14 protein-coding genes and 2 pseudogenes are annotated in these 15,100 nt (G+C 54.2%); 5 read left to right on the top strand and 11 right to left on the bottom strand.

What is annotated here, in order from left to right:
• Positions 1 to 130 precede the first annotated feature (130 nt).
• Positions 131 to 1,492 (top strand): tRNA 5-hydroxyuridine modification protein YegQ, encoded by a 1,362-nt coding sequence (gene yegQ / locus JO226_RS10275; RefSeq protein WP_293561445.1) that lies wholly within the window; start codon positions 131 to 133, stop codon positions 1,490 to 1,492.
• 215 nt (positions 1,493 to 1,707) lie between these two features.
• Here the strand turns inward: yegQ and JO226_RS10270 are convergent.
• Positions 1,708 to 1,929, bottom strand: a pseudogene (locus tag JO226_RS10270) (toxin-antitoxin system HicB family antitoxin); the annotation flags it as partial.
• A 119-nt stretch (positions 1,930 to 2,048) separates the two neighbouring features.
• Here JO226_RS10270 and yegS point away from each other — a divergent pair.
• Positions 2,049 to 2,948, top strand: coding sequence for a lipid kinase YegS (yegS, locus tag JO226_RS10265; protein ID WP_293561443.1), 900 nt, complete (start codon positions 2,049 to 2,051; stop codon positions 2,946 to 2,948).
• A 13-nt stretch (positions 2,949 to 2,961) separates the two neighbouring features.
• Here the strand turns inward: yegS and JO226_RS10260 are convergent, their stop codons facing one another.
• From JO226_RS10260 to fbaB, 8 genes are all read right to left on the bottom strand, one after another.
• Complete coding sequence (locus JO226_RS10260) at positions 2,962 to 3,735, bottom strand: DeoR/GlpR family DNA-binding transcription regulator (RefSeq protein WP_293561440.1); 774 nt, start codon at positions 3,733 to 3,735, stop codon at positions 2,962 to 2,964.
• Between the two features lie 104 nt (positions 3,736 to 3,839).
• Positions 3,840 to 4,880, bottom strand: coding sequence for a galactitol-1-phosphate 5-dehydrogenase (gatD, locus tag JO226_RS10255; protein WP_293561437.1), 1,041 nt, complete (start codon positions 4,878 to 4,880; stop codon positions 3,840 to 3,842).
• A 50-nt stretch (positions 4,881 to 4,930) separates the two neighbouring features.
• The gene (locus JO226_RS10250; protein WP_293561434.1) at positions 4,931 to 6,286 is read right to left on the bottom strand and encodes a PTS galactitol transporter subunit IIC; all 1,356 of its coding nucleotides are present in this window, start codon (positions 6,284 to 6,286) and stop codon (positions 4,931 to 4,933) included.
• Positions 6,287 to 6,289: 3 nt separating this feature from the next.
• Complete coding sequence (gatB, locus tag JO226_RS10245; RefSeq protein WP_293561432.1) at positions 6,290 to 6,574, bottom strand: PTS galactitol transporter subunit IIB; 285 nt, start codon at positions 6,572 to 6,574, stop codon at positions 6,290 to 6,292.
• A gap of 31 nt (positions 6,575 to 6,605) precedes the next feature.
• Positions 6,606 to 7,058, bottom strand: coding sequence for a PTS galactitol transporter subunit IIA (gene gatA / locus JO226_RS10240; protein WP_293561430.1), 453 nt, complete (start codon positions 7,056 to 7,058; stop codon positions 6,606 to 6,608).
• 41 nt (positions 7,059 to 7,099) lie between these two features.
• Positions 7,100 to 8,365 (bottom strand): tagatose-bisphosphate aldolase subunit GatZ, encoded by a 1,266-nt coding sequence (gene gatZ / locus JO226_RS10235; RefSeq protein ID WP_293561467.1) that lies wholly within the window; start codon positions 8,363 to 8,365, stop codon positions 7,100 to 7,102.
• 46 nt (positions 8,366 to 8,411) lie between these two features.
• Positions 8,412 to 9,266: a tagatose bisphosphate family class II aldolase gene (locus JO226_RS10230; RefSeq protein WP_293561427.1), complete on the bottom strand. Its 855-nt coding sequence runs from the start codon at positions 9,264 to 9,266 to the stop codon at positions 8,412 to 8,414.
• 204 nt (positions 9,267 to 9,470) lie between these two features.
• Positions 9,471 to 10,520, bottom strand: coding sequence for a class I fructose-bisphosphate aldolase (fbaB, locus tag JO226_RS10225; RefSeq protein WP_293561424.1), 1,050 nt, complete (start codon positions 10,518 to 10,520; stop codon positions 9,471 to 9,473).
• 254 nt (positions 10,521 to 10,774) lie between these two features.
• Between fbaB and JO226_RS10220 the strand changes: the two genes are divergently transcribed.
• The 3 genes from JO226_RS10220 to JO226_RS10210 are packed head-to-tail and all read left to right on the top strand — an operon-like array spanning position 10,775 to position 13,991.
• Entirely contained in the window at positions 10,775 to 12,040 is a 1,266-nt protein-coding gene (locus JO226_RS10220; protein WP_293561421.1) for a nucleoside permease, read from the top strand.
• Positions 12,037 to 13,044, top strand: a complete 1,008-nt coding sequence (locus JO226_RS10215) for an ADP-ribosylglycohydrolase family protein (RefSeq protein ID WP_293561418.1) — start codon at positions 12,037 to 12,039, stop codon at positions 13,042 to 13,044. The genes JO226_RS10220 and JO226_RS10215 overlap by 4 nt, the downstream gene beginning before the upstream one ends.
• Positions 13,038 to 13,991, top strand: a complete 954-nt coding sequence (locus tag JO226_RS10210) for a PfkB family carbohydrate kinase (RefSeq protein ID WP_293561416.1) — start codon at positions 13,038 to 13,040, stop codon at positions 13,989 to 13,991. Before JO226_RS10215 ends, JO226_RS10210 begins: the two co-directional genes overlap by 7 nt.
• Here JO226_RS10210 and JO226_RS10205 read toward each other — a convergent pair.
• Positions 13,965 to 14,711: a GntR family transcriptional regulator gene (locus JO226_RS10205; RefSeq protein ID WP_293561414.1), complete on the bottom strand. Its 747-nt coding sequence runs from the start codon at positions 14,709 to 14,711 to the stop codon at positions 13,965 to 13,967. The two genes, JO226_RS10210 and JO226_RS10205, sit on opposite strands and share 27 nt — an antisense overlap.
• A 36-nt stretch (positions 14,712 to 14,747) precedes the next feature.
• A pseudogene (locus JO226_RS10200) lies at positions 14,748 to 15,100 on the bottom strand (bifunctional hydroxymethylpyrimidine kinase/phosphomethylpyrimidine kinase); the annotation flags it as partial.

The following is a 15,100-nucleotide window of genomic DNA, read 5'->3' as shown; positions in this document are numbered from 1 at the left end:
CCCTGGGAGCGGCTAAAAGGTTTACTCCCCTGCCCCGCGGCGCTACAATGCCCGCCCTTAACGTAGGGGCTCTTCCCTAACCGTCTCATCAGGTGAGACGAGTCTGACCTGTCATCAGAACGAGAACATCATGTTTAAACCGGAACTCCTTTCCCCGGCGGGAACGCTGAAAAATATGCGTTACGCTTTCGCCTATGGCGCTGACGCTGTTTATGCGGGCCAGCCGCGCTACTCGCTGCGCGTGCGCAATAACGAATTCAACCACGAAAACCTGCAACTGGGGATCAACGAAGCCCACGCGCTCGGGAAAAAATTCTACGTAGTGGTTAACATTGCGCCGCATAACGCCAAGCTGAAAACCTTTATTCGCGACCTGAAGCCGGTGGTGGAAATGGGTCCCGATGCGCTGATCATGTCCGACCCAGGGCTGATTATGCTGGTGCGCGAGCATTTCCCGCAGATGGATATTCATCTTTCGGTTCAGGCGAACGCCGTCAACTGGGCAACGGTAAAATTCTGGCAGCAGATGGGGCTGACCCGCGTGATCCTCTCCCGCGAACTGTCGCTGGAAGAAATTGAAGAGATCCGCCAGCAGGTGCCGGAAATGGAAATTGAGATTTTCGTCCACGGCGCGCTGTGCATGGCCTACTCCGGCCGCTGCCTGCTTTCCGGTTACATCAACAAACGCGATCCGAACCAGGGTACCTGCACCAACGCCTGCCGCTGGGAATATAACGTGCAGGAAGGCAAAGAGGACGCCGTTGGCAACATCGTCCACAAGCATGAGCCTATCCCGGTGCAAAACGTCGAGCCCACCCTCGGTGAAGGCGCGCCGACGAACAGCGTGTTTATGATTGAAGAGGCGCAGCGTCCGGGCGAGTACATGACCGCCTTTGAAGATGAGCACGGCACTTACATCATGAACTCGAAGGACCTGCGCGCCATCGCGCACGTCGAACGTCTGACGCAGATGGGCGTTCACTCGCTGAAAATCGAAGGCCGCACCAAATCCTTCTACTACTGCGCGCGCACCGCGCAGGTATACCGCAAGGCCATTGACGACGCGGCGGCCGGTAAACCGTTCGATACCTCGCTGCTGGAGACCCTGGAAGGCCTGGCGCACCGCGGCTATACCGAAGGTTTTCTGCGGCGCCACACCCATGACAGCTACCAGAACTATGAATACGGCTATTCCGTCTCCGAACGCCAGCAGTTTGTCGGCGAATTTACCGGCGAGCGTAACGGGCATCTTGCCGCCGTGGCGGTAAAGAACAAGTTCGTTATCGGCGACAGCCTGGAACTGATGACCCCGCAGGGCAACGTCAACTTTACGCTGGAACATATGGAGAACGCCAAAGGCGAAACCATGAGCGTCGCGCCTGGCGACGGCTACACAGTATGGTTGCCTGTACCGGAGGAGATGGTGCTGGATTATGCGCTGCTGATGCGCAATTTCACTGGACAGACCACGCGCAATCCGCACGGTAAGTAGTTAATCTGGGTTATTTTTTCGATACGGAAGATTCTTAGAAACGGATCACATACCGTCTCGCTTAATGCGGGTATTATTCGAAATGCTGAAAAACATAACCCATAAATGCTAGTTGTACCAGGAACCACCTACTTAGCCTGCGTAATCTCCCTTACGCAGGCTTATTTTTTTGCTTTAGCACCAGAGGCTCTGTCCACAACTGCCGTCATTGACCTTTAAGCGTGCTTCATCCGCTCATTGAGCGTTTCAATGATAAAAGCATTTACCGATGTTTCATGCTCCGCGGCAGCCTGAGTCAAACGTTCTCCAAATGATTCTGGGTAACGTAGCGTGAAGGTTTTAACCCTCTCCTGACGCGTATAGGCCTCAATACCTGCGGCTTTGCAATCATCCAGATACTCACGCAGGGAAATCTCACCTTCCTTTTTAAGTCATCGATAAAAATGAAGTCAAGTTATGAAGTCATGTATGCAGTTCCACAGATCGCCCCACTAACCAGGCATAACCCCTCCGCGTGCGATACACTTTTCGTTATGTTTATCACCGGGTGAGATGGATGACCGATTTTCCTGACAGTCTGTTAATTATTAACGGCAAAAGTGCGGACGACCCGCAGCTGCGTGCGGCGGTCGCACAATTGCGCATGGATGGCGCCACCCTGCACGTTCGCGTGACCTGGGAAAAGGGAGACGCAGTGCGCTATGTCGACGAAGCTTGCCAGCTCGGCGTGGCGACCATTATCGCTGGCGGTGGTGACGGGACGGTCAACGAAGTGGCGACCGCGCTGGTGGGTAATTATCACCCCACGACTCCGGCGCTGGGTATTGTGCCGCTGGGAACGGCGAACGATTTCGCCACCAGCGCAGGCATCCCACAAGACCCCGAACTGGCGTTAAAACTGGCAATCGCTGGTCATGCCGTTGAGATTGATATTGCTCAGGTGAACAACGACACCTGCTTTATCAACATGGCGACCGGCGGCTTTGGTACACGAATCACAACGGAAACCCCGGAGCGGCTGAAGGCCGCCCTCGGCGGCGTGTCATATCTGATTCACGGACTGATGCGGATAGATACCCTGAAGCCGGATACCTGCGAGATCCGCGGTGAGGCGTTCCACTGGCAGGGCGATGCGCTGGTACTCGGCATCGGCAACGGGCGTCAGGCGGGCGGCGGCCAGCAATTGTGCCCACAGGCGCTGATTAACGACGGTCTGCTCCATCTGCGGGTTTTTACCGGCGATGAGCTACTACCGGCCCTGCTTACCCCCCTTTCAGGCAGCGAGGAAAACCCCAACATCATTGACGGCGTTTCCCGCTGGTTTACGATCCGCGCGCCACATGACATCACCTTCAATCTGGACGGTGAACCGTTGAGCGGCCGGGAGTTTCGTATTGAGATCCTGCCAAATGCGCTGACCTGTCGGCTGCCGCCGGACTGTATACTGCTGCGTTAGTCGTCGTGCCAGGTCAGACGATAATTAAGTTGATATGGGTATTTTTTAACGACGCTTTGTCCTGCTCACTTACCGCGTCATCGGTAATAATACAATGTATTTTCTCTATAGGCAGAACCTGGTTGTATCCCCGACGATTAAATTTTGTTGAATCCAGAACCGCAATAACGCGATTAGCCGCAGCAACCATGGCGCTGCTAATGGAATACCCTTCATTAAACGTGGTAATGCCATTAACTGCATCAATACCATCCGCACCAACAAACATTAAATCAGCATTAATATCCTGCAAAGAACGCTCAGCAATGGCCCCATGCATAGAGCGCGTTTTATGACGCACGGTACCGCCACAGACAACAAGCGTAATATCTTTATTTTCTGACAAAGCAAATGCGGCGGGCAGACTATTGGTAATCACAGTAATGTTTTTTGCCGTCATTAATCCTTCGGCAATAAGCATGGTCGTACTGCCGCTATCAAGAATGATCGTCATACCTTCATGAATCATTTTTACGGCGGCTTGCGCTATTCTGTTCTTTGGCGCGCTGGCAATTTGAAACCGCTCCTTAAAGCCAACTTCCTGCATCTCAGCATCAGAATGACCAGATGCTAATTTAGCCGCGCCACCGTGAAAACGCGTCACCACCCCTTTTTTTTCGAGAAAGCGCAAATCAGCGCGGATAGTCGCTTCAGAGGTGGCATAAATCCCCGAAAGATCCTGAACCAGCACGGTACCCTGCTCATTCACTAGCTGGATAATTTTGTTCCTTCGTTCGAATGAATTCATTGTGAGTTACCCATTTTCAATTGCGCATAGTGTAAACGAAGGGGAACAAATGGTGAATGATCTGTTTTGGCAATGAGGGGCCGACATGATGTCGGCCCGGTCTCTTACGGAATGAGCAATACCTTGCCTGGCATCGGATGCTGCGCGATATCCTGCACCTGCTGCACAAAGCTTTCAAAACTCCCCCGATGCGCAATCAATGGTTCAAGGCTCAGTCGACGTTCAGCCAGTAATTGGGTTGCCGTTTCCCACTCCACGCCCGGCCAGGGTCTGGAATAGTTCATCCAACTGCCAATAATGGTCAGCTCCTTGCGCAGAATTTTGCCAAACGTCGTCGGGCTTAAGTTCAGATCCTGATGCAATGTGCCCACCAGCGCTAATTGTGCATGCGGCCCGGCCAGGTCAACAGCAAGCGACACCGTCTGCGGTACGCCAGCCGTTTCCAGAATCAACTGCCCGAAGCGCATCTCATGCAGAGCAGCCCGAATATCACTGGCTGTCAGTTCTCGTGAATTGAAGGTGTACGTGGCGCCAAGTGCTTTTGCCAGCGTCAGTTTTTCAGGATTGATATCGATCGCCGTCACGCTGCGCGCCCCCAGCGCTGCCGCACACTGGACGGCCAGTAGCCCGATGGTTCCGGCACCGATAATAATCACGTTTTTATCCTTACAGCCTTGCGCGAGGTGAAAAGCATGTAGCCCTACGGTGATTGGCTCCATAAAAGCACCATCATTAATCGCCATATCAGCAGGCAGAATAAATAAATTCTTACGGTTAACCACTATATATTCGGCAAAACCGCCATCCCGTCGTGAACCAATAAAATCATATTTCACGCATTGCGAGTAAAACCCTTTCTGGCATTCAGGACATTCAAAACAGGGTAACAAAGGTACGCAGGCAACAGCATCGCCAATACGGAGATCCGTCACCCCGCCAGCGAATTTTTCTACCGTACCGCTGAACTCATGACCTAAGGTTATCGGGTAATAATGCGCGCCATTTTTAAATAAGCGCGGAAGATCTGAACCACATAAACCCGAGCTGGCTACTTTGACCAACACGTCACATTCATGGTGAATTTCAGGCACAGGACATTCTTCAAGACGAACGATGCCGTCAGTATCATTAACGACTGATTTCATTGACTACTCCTGAGATAGCAAGGGGGAAAACCTTCCCCCTTATTTAAAAATTACTTTGCGATAGCAGTTTTCTCTTGTGCAATAAAACGACGGGCACGCCGCCAGGTCATCAGAATTCCGGCGAGGTAAATAACGCCAATGATGATAAAGCCCGGAATATTTTGCGGTGAAAAGATCTGAATCAGTAACCAGGTTATCGGAGAACCGCCTTGATCTAACGACGCCACCATTCCCCCTGCTTTCAGCGCACCGGCATTCGCCGCCAGCTGTGTATGCAGACCTATGGTTTGTGTTGAGATCCACAGCGTCATGCTCATGATGATAATGCCCGATATCAAGGTGCGGAACAGATTGCCCCGATGCACGCCGACCGCCATGGCGACAAAGAAACCGATTGTGGCCAAATCGCCAAAGGGCAACACCTGATTGCCCGGAACACAGACCGCGATCAGGATGGTTAATGGAATAAAGATCAGGCTAGCGGAGACGACAGCGGTATGACCTAACAGCAGGGCGGGATCCAGACCGATTAAGAACTCCTGTCCGCCGAATTTAGCCTGTAAGCGGCTCCGCGCCTGTTTGGCAATCGGCGTCAGTCCGTCCATGATTGGCTTAATTACCCGCGGCATCAGCAGCATCACTGCCGCCGTTTTAACGGCCAGTTGTAAAACGCCCTTCGCATCATATCCGGCAAGCAGACCGATAATCAGCCCCATCACAAACCCAACGGTAACAGGTTCGCCAAACGGACCAAATTTGCGTTGGATATCATCCGCGCTAAATTTGATGCGGTTAATAGCGGGAATTTTTTCGATGACGGCATCAACCAGTACGGCTATCGGGCCCAGATATGCCGAACTCCCGTGCGGTATGGCAATCCCTTCCAGTTCAAAAAACTCTCGTGTATCACGCGCAAACCAATCGCCTAATTTGTACACAAAGGCAGCATGAATAACGACGCCGAGGATCCCAATCAAGTAGGAGCCCGTAGCAAGATGCAGCAGGGCGCCAGTGAAGGTCATATGCCAGATATTCCAGATATCGACATTCACCACTCGCGTCATTCGGGTGACAAGCATGACGATATTCACCAGTATCGCCACCGGTATAGCAATCAACGCTATCTGTGACGCCCAGGTCATCGGCGAAGACCCTGGCCAGCCAATATCTACAACATGAAGATTAAGGTCGAAATTTTCTGCCATCGCTTTTGCGGCTGGGCCGATGGAATCCAGCATCAGGCCAATAACAAGCCCGATGCCCACAAAACCGATACCAATATGCAACCCTGATTTAAAACAATCCCCGGCTTTCATTCCCAGTAGTTTTGAGAAGATGATAATCACGATCGGTAGCATTACCGTCGGACCCAGGTCGAGGATATAACGCATGACGTCCGAAAACATAGGTCACCCCTGTAAGATACCAAGAATTTTGTTCTGTAATGCTTCAATCCCCACGCCAGAGATAAACGGCATACCGTGCACGAGCGGAATATCGCCAAAAGTACGGTCAACTCTTGCTGTTGTACAAATAAGGTGTGCACCATCCATGTAGGTTTCAATTTCGTTTACCCGGCACTGGATCAGGTCGATATCAATATGGTTGGCACAACACAACTCTTTTATTTCTTCTGCCGCCATCGTCGAGGTGGCAACTGCCCCGCCGCACGCGACAATTATTTTGCGTTTCATGAGTATTCCTTTTTGTATTGAGGTAAGTGTTTTATTTATTAGCGTTTAATATTTCTTCTCTAAAATACGTTTGTAATTCGCTTTCTGGTAAATTAATGAGCGCTTCTATCACCTCCGTTTGCTGTAGCTTTCCAAATAAACAACGTAATAACATCAATTGCTCAACTGGGTTTTCAACGATCAATGCAATAATTAAGGAAACTGCAATTTCACTTTCGTCATCGGCCTGTTGAAAAGAGACCGCCTTATCCGGTCTTAGCAGATAAATGGCCGGTGATTTAGCGTGAATGGCTTCACAATGAGGAATCGCAATCGCATGCTTATCCAACATAATACCGGTTGGATAACGCATCTCCCGTTCAATCAACGCCGCGGGATACGTTTCATGCACGACGTCCATTTTTAGCATTTCATCGCCAATATGCGTTAGCACTGCCGTACGATCGGCAAAAGATATCCCGGTACGAATAAATAAATGCGTCATAAGAATCTCGGTTATTTGAAAAATGAGTATCGGCAGAGTTTTTAGCCAATGACACAACCATAGCGATAAGCGCGTAATACATCATAAATCTTATCGGTTATCAGCGCGTGAGGCGTCGCCTGCAGTTCACCAGCAAGCACGCGTTCAAACTGTTTTGGCAGATACTGACTGAGCATTCCTAAAGGAATATCAACCTCATTCAGACGGGTAATCATTGCTTCCACACACTGTTTAATACGACTGTGCGGCCAGTAATAACGAATGCGATCTGAAAGACTGTAATGAATATCCCGTAGCGATTCACTGAATACCGGGTGATAATATTTTTTCCAGTACTGAGGCTCATTCAGCATCACTTCATCAATGACTTCTAAACTACCGCTACGATATTCAGGCGCAATAAGCTCATTTTCAATTTTAGCCAGCGCAAAAATTGCCTCACGCAGGGCAAAGGTCAACGCGGGCCCCACTTTCAGAATGGCAAAATGGTCACGCACTAATGACCGATAAGCCTCTTTTGTTTGATAGTCTGTCGAATGCGCCTCATAAACCATTTTAGTCCCTTCAACCCAGTCGGAAAGTTCAAGGGCCGCTGGCGGTACGTAGTGGATAATCTTGCTGTGGTCGAACTCAACACCCGGTTGCACAACGATGGCAATCACACGCGATAACGCTTCCGCGAGTCCGGACGCAATAAACGCTTTCTGGTGTGTGCGCAGCGTAGTTGCCGCATCTTCGGCACGAGTGACATGGACAGTATCAATAGAACTGGCTTCACCGCCGGGCACCGGTACCTCCGTGCCGATAATATAAGTGAGCTGCTCCCGTTGTTCATTCGTCGCTACACGTTCCGCCGCCTTGCAGAGCACCGCAGCCCGCTGGGCAACTGTTTCAGGCGCAAGAGGAACCGGATCTCCGTGGCACGACATTGAGGCATCCAGATGAATCTTGCTAAAACCGGCGGCAACATAGGCTTTCACCAGCTCGACAGATTTTTCCATCGCCGAATCGGCGGGCTCGCTTTGCCAACAGTTAGGACCCAGATGATCGCCACCGAGAATGATGCGCTCGCGGGCAAAACCGACCTTATCGGCAATGGCGTAGACAAAATCACGAAAATCCGCAGGCGTCATCCCGGTATAACCCCCAAACTGGTTTACCTGATTTGAGGTCGCTTCAATGAGTACTTTGCGTGAACTGTCCCGGTCAAATGTCAGCGCAGCCTCAACCACTAGCGGATGTGCAGAGCATACAGAGCAGATCCCGATATGCTCACCAGCTTTATGACGTGCAATGAGTTCTTTCATCATTTTTCCTTGTTAAATTAAACACCTGAACAATGAACAGAGCGCGTTACGCCCTTCCTTCACAGCCGCAATCCGCAATGACTTTCTCCACCACGTCTTTCATGGCGAGTTTTGCGGGCTGCAGATAGTCTCTGGGATCGGTGGCCTGCGGGTTATCCTGTAAATAGCGTTTCAGGGAGTGTGAAAACGCATTTTTTAATTCGGTTGCGACATTGACTTTGCAGATGCCGAGCGCCACCGCGTTACGAATAACGTCTGATGGCAATCCTGAAGCGCCGTGCAAAACCAGCGGAACGCTGACCCGATCGCGAATCGCATCAAGGCGACCGAAATCGAGCGCTGGAGTTGCCGCATACATGCCGTGCGCCGTACCAATCGCTATAGCCAGTGAGTCAATACCGGTCGCGAGGGCAAAATCCCCGGCTTGTGATGGCGATGTGTACAACGCATCTTCGCTGTTAACCAGTAACTCATCCTCCTGACCACCAAGTTGCCCCAGTTCAGCCTCCACGCTGACGTCATAGTGATGACAAAAATTCACCACCTTTTTCACTATCGCCACATTTTGCGCATACGGCAGAGACGAGGCGTCAATCATCACTGAACGCACGCCCTGGCGTACTTTCTGCGCGATATCGTCGTACTCCGTATGGTGATCGAGATGAATCGCCAAAGGATGGTTAACACATTTCGCCATTGTACTGACCAGCGCGACCAGATTTTCCGCGCCAGCGTGTTTAAACGTGCCGGGCGTTCCCGCAATAATCACCGGCGCGCGTAGTCTGACCGCCGTTTCAACCACCACCTGCAGGGTCTCTAAATTGTGAATATTGAAGGCCGGGACGGCATACCTTCCACGTTGCGCTCGTCTGAGCATGTGGTGCGTAGATATCACATACATATTTTCATATCCTATCGATTTCTTTCGAATTCAAAATATATTGAAAGTATTCGATCATAAATGTCGTGATTTCGATCATAAAAATGAACTTACGAAAAGCGTGATCGTTTCAGGAGGGAGCTGCGCAGGTAAAGCGGATCTGAAAGGATAAAAAAATGGCCTCCTGTCAGGGAAGCCATTGAAAAAAAATGAAAATGAATACTATCAGGCAATGGTCACTTTGCCATCCAGATACACATCCTGCACGGCGTTAATCAATTTAACGCCGTCGGCCATGGATTTTTTAAACGCTTTGCGACCGAGGATCAGCCCCATCCCGCCAGCGCGCTTATTTATCACCGCCGTACGTACCGCATCGGCCATATCGTTGTCGCCCGCCGCGCCGCCGGAGTTAATCAGCCCTGCGCGTCCCATGTAGCAGTTCGCCAGTTGGTAACGCACGAGGTCAATCGGGTTGTCGGTGGTCAGCTTACTGTACACCCGCTCGTCGGTGTAACCGTAGTTCACCGCCTTATATCCCCCGTTGTTTTCCGCCATTTTCTGCTTGACGATATCTGCGCCGATAGTGGCTGCCAGATGGTTGGCCTGGCCGGTTAAATCGGCGGAAACGTGGTAATCCACACCGTCTTTCTTAAAGGCCGAATTACGCAGGTAGGCCCACAGCACAGTGACCATTCCCAGCTCATGCGCGCGCTCAAACGCCGCTGAAATCTCTTCAATCTGGCGGCGGGACTCCTCTGAGCCAAAGTAGATGGTTGCGCCGACGGCCACCGCGCCCATGTTGAACGCCTGCTCGACGCTGGCGTACAGCGTCTGGTCAAAGGTATTGGGATAGCTCAGGGTTTCGTTATGGTTCAGTTTGACGAGGAACGGAATTCGGTGCGCATAGCGGCGCGAGACCGACGCCAGAACGCCATAGGTTGACGCCACGCAGTTACATCCGGCCTCAATCGCCAGTTCCACAATGTTCTTTGGATCGAAATAGCGCGGGTTGGCGGCAAAAGAGGCGCCCGCGGAGTGCTCAACGCCCTGGTCTACCGGTAATATAGAGAGGTACCCGGTTCCGGCAAGACGCCCGGTGTTGTACATCGTCTGCATATTACGTAATACCGCAGGGGGACGATTATTGTCTATCATCACCCGCGAGACGTAATCCGCCCCGGGGAGATAGAGCTGGTCTGCCGGAATGGTCATACAACGATGCTGTAAAAGGCCGTCGGCGTCTTTGCCAAGTAGGTGCGCAATATCAGTCATAGTGATAACTCCCGTAAGTGCCAACCGGTGTTGGCCATGAATTGTCCTGGGCCAGATTTTTGACCAGCCATAAGTCTGGTATGCGGCGGCCGGAATTTCCAGCCCCGTATGTGCGCTTTTCAGGCCCGTCAGCTGGCACGATTCACTGAGGAGCAAACTGTTAAGTCGCTCAAAAAACCACCTCAAAGGTATTTAAAAGGTATTATTAAATGGTATTGTTCAGGTGTACCTTACCTGTCATGAAGGATTTACTTATGAAAACCACAGTCAAACTGTCGTTCATGATGTTCGTTGAATGGTTTATCTGGGGCGCCTGGTTTGTTCCACTCTGGCTTTGGCTTAATAAAAGCGGCTTTAGCGCCGGGGAGATCGGCTGGTCCTATGCCTGCACCGCCCTCGCCGCGATCCTGTCGCCGATCCTCGTCGGCTCGCTGACGGACCGCTTCTTCTGCGCGCAAAAAGTGCTGGCGGTGCTGATGTTCGCAGGCGCCATCCTGATGTACTTCGCCGCGCAGCAGACCACCTTCAGCGGCTTCTTTCCGCTGCTGCTGGCTTACTCGCTGACCTATATGCCGACGATTGCGCTGACCAACAGCATCGCTTTTGCCAACGTCCCCGACGTCGAGCGCGACTTCCCGCGCATCCGCGTCATGGGCACCATTGGCTGGATAGGTTCCGGGCTGGTCTGCGGCTTTTTACCGCAGATGATGGGCTTTGCCGATATTTCACCCACCAACGTACCGCTGCTGATCACCGCTGCAAGCTCCGTGGTACTCGGCGTGTTCGCCTTCTTCCTGCCGGATACGCCGCCGAAAAGTACCGGCAAACTCGACCTGAAGGTGATGCTTGGTCTGGATGCGCTGGTGCTGCTGCGCGACAAAAACTTTCTGGTCTTCTTTATCTGCTCGTTTCTGTTCGCCATGCCGCTGGCGTTCTACTACATCTTCGCCAACGGCTATCTGACCGAAGTGGGGATGAAAAACGCCACGGGCTGGATGACGCTCGGCCAGTTCTCCGAGATCTTCTTTATGCTGGCGCTGCCGTTTTTCACCCGGCGTTTTGGTATTAAAAAGGTTCTATTGCTTGGTCTTATCACGGCGGCCATCCGCTATGGCTTCTTCGTCTACGGCGGCGCAGAGCAATACTTCACCTATGCCCTGCTGTTCCTCGGTATTCTGCTGCACGGCGTAAGCTACGATTTCTACTACGTCACGGCGTACATCTATGTGGATAAAAAAGCCCCGGTGCATATGCGTACCGCCGCGCAGGGGCTGATTACGCTGTGCTGTCAGGGCTTCGGCAGCCTGCTGGGTTACCGCCTGGGCGGCGTGATGATGGAAAAAATGTTTGCCTATAAAGAGCCAGTGAACGGGCTGACCTTTAACTGGGCGGGAATGTGGACCTTCGGCGCGGTGATGATTGCCGTTATCGCCGTCCTGTTCATGCTGCTGTTCCGCGAATCGGATAAAGAGATTGTGGCAATTACTGATGCTACGCTGGCACAAGGGGAAGCGAAATGAAGGAACAACGAATTCTGGGGGCCTTATACGGCCAGGCGCTTGGCGACGCGCTGGGGATGCCATCGGAGCTGTGGCCCCGCTCGCGGGTAAAAGCCCACTTCGGCTGGATCGACCGCTTCCTGCCCGGCCCGGCGGAGAACACCGCAGCCTGCTACTTTGGCCGCGCAGAATTCACCGATGACACCTCGATGGCGCTGTGCCTGGCCGATGCGCTGATCGAATGCGACGGCAACATCGTACCTGACGTGATTGGCCGCCATATCCTGGCATGGGCGCAGGGGTTCGACGCCTTTAACAAAAATGTGCTCGGCCCGACGTCGAAAATTGCGCTCAATGCTATTCGCGACGGCAAACCGGTGAGCGAGCTTGAGAACAACGGCGTGACCAACGGCGCAGCGATGCGCGTCTCGCCGCTCGGCTGCATGCTGCCAGCCGATAATCTCGACGCCTTTATCGACGCCGTTGCGCTGGCCTCCAGCCCGACGCACAAATCCGACCTCGCCGTGGCGGGCGCGGTTGTTATCGGCTGGGCGGTATCGCGCGCGATTGACGGCGCAAGCTGGCAGACGATTGTCGATGCGCTGCCCGCCGTCGCCCGCCACGCCCAGGAAAAGCGGGTCACCACCTTTAGCGCCTCGCTGGCGCTGCGCATTGAGCTGGCCTTAAAAACCGTCCGTGAGACCAACGGCGTGGAGTCCGCTTGCGAGCAGCTGTATCAGTTGGTCGGCGCGGGCACCAGCACCCTGGAATCCGTCGCCTGCGCGGTTGCGCTGGTCGACCTCGCCGAAACCGACCCGAACCGCTGCGCTATTCTGTGCGCCAACCTCGGCGGCGACACCGACACCATTGGCGCCATGGCGACCGCCATCTGCGGCGCGCTTCACGGCATCGCCGGGATCGACCCGGCGTTTAAGCAGGCGCTGGATGTGGTCAATCAGCTGGATTTCCAGCGCTACGCCGCCGCCCTGCTTCACTTCCGTCAGCAGCGGGAGGCGATATGTTAGCCGGGAAACTTGCGCATTTGCATCAGCAGCGCCCGGTGACGGTTATCGGCTCGGCGGTGATCGACGTCATCGCCGATGCTTACGCGCTGCCGTGGCGGGGTTGCGATATCGAACTCAAGCAGCAAAGCGTGAACATTGGCGGCTGCGCGCTCAACGTGGCGGTGGCGCTCAGGCGCCTTGGCATCCGCGCCTGCAACGCCCTGCCGCTCGGCCAGGGCGTCTGGGCGGATATTGTGCGCCATAACCTCGCCCGCCAGGGCATTGAGAGCGTGATTGAAACCGACGCCGGCGACAACGGCTGGTGTCTGGCGCTGGTCGAGCCTGACGGCGAGCGGACGTTTATGTCCTTCACCGGGGTGGAAAACGCCTGGTGCGACGACTGGCTGGCGCGCCTGCCCGAGGACAGCGACGGGCTGGTCTACCTGTCCGGTTACCAGCTCACGGCGGCCTGCGCGCCGCTGCTGGTCGGCTGGCTGGAATCGCGCCCCGGCATTACCGCGCTTATCGATTTTGGCCCGCGAATTGCGGATATCTCCCCGGCGCTGTTTGCCCGGATAATGGCCTGCCGACCGATCGTCACGCTGAATCGCCAGGAGGCGGAGATCGTCGCCGAACGCGAACAGCTGCCAACACAGACGACCGCCTTTGGTCATGCATGGCTGGCGCGCTTTGCCGCACCGGTTATCGTGCGTCAGGATAAAGACGGCGCGTGGTACTTTAGCCCACACGAAGAGGGGCTCGCCGCACCGTTCGCCACCACGGTCGTCGATACCATCGGCGCGGGAGACAGCCATGCCGGAGGCGTACTGGCAGGGCTTGCCGCGGGGTGGACGCTTGGCGACGCGGTGCTGCTCGGCAACGCGGTCGCATCCTGGGTGGTCAGCCGCCGCGGCGGCGACTGCGCGCCCACGCGCGAGGAGTTACTCCTCGCACACGAACACGTATAAATCGCTGCGACAATAGCTAATGCTGTATTCGACAGGTCGCTGCTGCTGGTCGAGCGCGACCTGTTTTATCACCAGCACCGGGATTTTTTCATCCATTTTGATGTGCGACTGAAACTCGGCATCCGGCATCCGCGCGCTTACCCTTGAGCGCGTGCGCTGCGGGTAAATATGCTGACTGCGAAAATAGTCATACAGGGAGATACCGATAGCCTCCGCATCGGCAATCAGGTGCGCTGGCACCCATGACTCTTCAATCGATACCGCCTCTTCATCCACATAGCGAATACGTTTAAGCAGGAACACGTCGCTGCGCGGCGCGACGGCCAACTGTTCAGCCACTTCCGTCGGGCATTCCACCACCCGTTTATTCACCCACAGAGTATCGGGCTTTTTACCGCGCAGCACCACCTGCTGCGAAAAGCCCCGCGCCTCTTTGAGCGAATACTCGAAGATGTTGTTGATTTGCGTGCCGTAACCCCGCGCACGGGTCACCACGCCCTCATCCTCCAGCGTCTGCATCGCCTTACGCACGGTGATGCGCGAGACCCCGGTCAACTGGCTGAGATCGCGCTCGCCAGGCAGGATGTTGCCGTGCTCCAGCCAGCCGCTGCGCACGGCGTTTTTCACCGTTTCGGCAAACTTAAGGTACAGCGGCGTATTGTCTGCCGCCGCAATGCGCTCGTTCAGTTGGCTGATAAGCCGGGTATGCGCTTGTTCCATTGAGTCTTTTCCTGGCAGGGTTCTCCTGCCAGTATACTACCACCACGCGTGGAAATGGTGCACAGGGCCAATACCGTGACCAACCTCAAGGGTATCCGCCTGCGCCAGCGCCGCCGACAGCCAGGCCTTGGCCTCCGGCACCGTTTCCTGCCAGTTGCGATACCGCGGACGCAGCGCCGCCAGCGCCGCCGACAGCGTGCAGCCCGTGCCGTGAGTGTTTTTGGTCGGTACGCGCGGCGCGGTGAACCGGTATTCGCCCTGCGGCGTCAACAACCAGTCAGGGCTTTCGGCATCCTCAAGATGTCCTCCCTTCATCAGCACGGCGCCGCAGCCCAAACCGAGCAGCGCACGCCCTTGCTCCAGCATCTCCTGCTCATTGCGCGCGTGCG

This window comes from Pluralibacter sp., from assembly GCF_019237635.1.
Taxonomy (GTDB): domain Bacteria; phylum Pseudomonadota; class Gammaproteobacteria; order Enterobacterales; family Enterobacteriaceae; genus Enterobacter_B.
This window is presented reverse-complemented; position numbering and strand designations above follow the sequence as displayed.

Coding starts and splice junctions, on each gene's coding strand:
- JO226_RS10210 (WP_293561416.1), top strand. CDS start 13,038: ATGTTAGCCGGGAAACTTGCGCATTTGCATCAGCAGCGCCCGGTGACG.
- JO226_RS10230 (WP_293561427.1), bottom strand. CDS start 9,266: ATGTATGTGATATCTACGCACCACATGCTCAGACGAGCGCAACGTGGA.
- yegS (WP_293561443.1), top strand. CDS start 2,049: ATGACCGATTTTCCTGACAGTCTGTTAATTATTAACGGCAAAAGTGCG.
- yegQ (WP_293561445.1), top strand. CDS start 131: ATGTTTAAACCGGAACTCCTTTCCCCGGCGGGAACGCTGAAAAATATG.
- gatD (WP_293561437.1), bottom strand. CDS start 4,880: ATGAAATCAGTCGTTAATGATACTGACGGCATCGTTCGTCTTGAAGAA.
- JO226_RS10215 (WP_293561418.1), top strand. CDS start 12,037: ATGAAGGAACAACGAATTCTGGGGGCCTTATACGGCCAGGCGCTTGGC.
- JO226_RS10260 (WP_293561440.1), bottom strand. CDS start 3,735: ATGAATTCATTCGAACGAAGGAACAAAATTATCCAGCTAGTGAATGAG.
- fbaB (WP_293561424.1), bottom strand. CDS start 10,520: ATGACTGATATTGCGCACCTACTTGGCAAAGACGCCGACGGCCTTTTA.
- JO226_RS10220 (WP_293561421.1), top strand. CDS start 10,775: ATGAAAACCACAGTCAAACTGTCGTTCATGATGTTCGTTGAATGGTTT.
- gatZ (WP_293561467.1), bottom strand. CDS start 8,365: ATGAAAGAACTCATTGCACGTCATAAAGCTGGTGAGCATATCGGGATC.
- gatB (WP_293561432.1), bottom strand. CDS start 6,574: ATGAAACGCAAAATAATTGTCGCGTGCGGCGGGGCAGTTGCCACCTCG.
- JO226_RS10250 (WP_293561434.1), bottom strand. CDS start 6,286: ATGTTTTCGGACGTCATGCGTTATATCCTCGACCTGGGTCCGACGGTA.
- gatA (WP_293561430.1), bottom strand. CDS start 7,058: ATGACGCATTTATTTATTCGTACCGGGATATCTTTTGCCGATCGTACG.
- JO226_RS10205 (WP_293561414.1), bottom strand. CDS start 14,711: ATGGAACAAGCGCATACCCGGCTTATCAGCCAACTGAACGAGCGCATT.